The sequence below is a fragment of the Paenibacillus sp. 01L418 genome (genome assembly GCF_056400045.1).
This window is the reverse complement of record NZ_JBFTSN010000685.1, coordinates 1-2,010: the sequence shown is the minus strand read 5'-3', so window position 1 is coordinate 2,010 and position 2,010 is coordinate 1. Positions and strand designations below refer to the sequence as shown.

Genomic DNA, 2,010 nt, shown 5'->3' with positions numbered 1-2,010 from the left:
TCGTTGCCCTTGAAAGCACCTGCTGGTGACAATTGGATAAATCGTTCTAGGCTGGCTATTAACCAATCCTTTTGAGCCTTGATGTTATCGGTGTCAAAAATCGTATTCTCTTGCAAATACCGCAGCCAAAAATAATCATCATATTGTTTTATTTCAGTCAACTTGTTTTTAATGTCCTCTAACTCTTTTTGTTCCTCCATACAGCCCTCCATGTTCTTCCGTATTCAGACTTGAACATAAAGTTAATTGAATATCTACTCGCTTTTATGACGATACTTCATATAAAAACTTTCAATACGGAGTGAAACTAAAAATGCTATACAATATTATTTTTGGCTTCATAATTCCTTGGGTTTTAGCATCGTTCATAGTTCGAAAACAACCGATCCTATTTATTGTCATTAGTCCTGTAACGGCAGTAATTTCAATGATTATAAATACAATAGGCATCTATTTTGGTTTTTGGGATTTTAAACCTATTTTCGAGAAAAATGAAACTATTTCCGCATTACCTATGGATTTGGGGCTATACGCTGTTTTAGGTTCTCTATTAATTTACAATCTTTCAAAAAGAACTTTTCGACTCCATCCAGTTATCTTTATTTTGATTTTCAGCTTACTCACCACTGTCCTTGAATACACAGCCCTTCTATTTGGATTCGTAATGTACGGAAACGGATGGAATATAGGTTGGACATTCATTTCCTACTTAATTGCGTATCTATGTGTTACAACAGCATGGATAATTGCTAAAGAGCATATTGAAGTAGTTAAGTAATAGAATATTCAAATCTGTCCGTCAATTTATTTAATTTTGAATAAAACTTAGGTCGCAATCATTTACTCTCGATAAATCTAGTCAACTGTCTAACACACCATTCCAACAAAATCATAAAATAAGGCATCTATGTGAGGAGGTGTATTCGATGAAATGTTCCACTACTAGGCTTAAAATAGGTTTGAAAAGAAATAGCCCAAAGAGATGTAAACATAATTCCTTAATTAAAGGGAGACGCAAAAGACGAATTATTAAAGTGCTTGCACGGAATGGAACACAAGGGGCTGCAGGGGCTGCAGGGCCTCCCGGGCCACAGGGTCCAACCGGTCCGCAGGGATTACCTGGTACTTCAGGAGTTGGACTTCTTACTTTTTATGATTTTTTTCAGATTCCCGATCCTATGATTACCGGTGGTCCAGCCATTACAACAATCGTACTTCCAGTGTCACCTGCTATGATTGGTCCGGAAGTTCAAGTCAGTAACCAGTCAATAACTTTAAGTAATGTTAATATAAATAGTCGAGTGGCATTAAAAGCAACCATCGTATGGAGCTTTAACTTCATAAGCGAAGTTGCCCCCGAATTAGCCTTGGCAAGCCAAGTCATGAACTTCAGCTTTTTTCGAGATGCTCCATTATTAGGTGTGCGTGTTGCCTCAGTAGTAGACTCCGGAAGTGYAACCCAGATTAACTTCTCAGGAACAGGTAATACTCTGGTGCAAGGAACCATTACAACAACTTTTGCATGTACCGATACAGGATTAACTGGTCCTAATTCAATTTATTTTTTAACTGCAGCAGCTGGCCCAGCCTCCGGATTTAGTGTAATTACGGATGGTGCACCAATCCCAATTACTAATTTCGCTAATCCTGTAATCAATGAGGTCCATTTCAGCGGTGAGGTAATTGGGCCTAACATCCTCTAGCTAAATTGAGGGGAGGAACTTGTAGCCTCCTCCTTTTTCTTGTAGGTTTCATTCAAAAAAAATGTTATTCAGCCATATATAAATCCCTCCCATGTATTTGATTATTCATTGAGATACATAAAAGCAGAATATTTTTTTATAGTAAGGGCAACTTATAAACGGTAAAAAAAATTTGAACACAAGGAGAATTAGTGAGTATGAAAAAAATTTACTCGTTGCTATTTGCCTTTACAATCCTATCATCCGCACTGTGTTTCCCTGCCTTCGCGGAACAATCAAATCAAGTAGATAGGATGACAACAGATAA

Annotated in this window: 3 protein-coding genes; 2 read left to right on the top strand and 1 reads right to left on the bottom strand. The window is 37.4% G+C overall.

Going from position 1 to position 2,010, the window contains the following annotated elements:
- Nucleotides 1-200 (bottom strand): hypothetical protein (locus AC1DSE_RS34655; protein WP_477529054.1); only part of this gene is annotated, 200 nt, incomplete at its 3' end.
- 113 nt (nt 201-313) lie between these two features.
- Between AC1DSE_RS34655 and AC1DSE_RS34650 the strand changes: the two genes are divergently transcribed.
- Both AC1DSE_RS34650 and AC1DSE_RS34645 read left to right on the top strand, forming a co-directional pair.
- Nucleotides 314-778 carry a CBO0543 family protein gene (locus AC1DSE_RS34650; RefSeq protein WP_441887063.1) on the top strand — a complete coding sequence of 155 codons (465 nt, stop codon included), beginning with the start codon at nt 314-316 and terminating at the stop codon, nt 776-778.
- Between the two features lie 148 nt (nt 779-926).
- On the top strand, nt 927-1,703 hold the full coding sequence (locus AC1DSE_RS34645) for a hypothetical protein (protein WP_477529053.1): 777 nt from the start codon (nt 927-929) through the stop codon (nt 1,701-1,703).
- Nucleotides 1,704-2,010: the final 307 nt, after the last annotated feature.

What these genes read in the sequence shown, in the direction of transcription:
- AC1DSE_RS34650 (WP_441887063.1), top strand. Translation starts at nt 314, where the DNA reads ATGCTATACAATATTATTTTTGGCTTCATAATTCCTTGGGTTTTAGCA.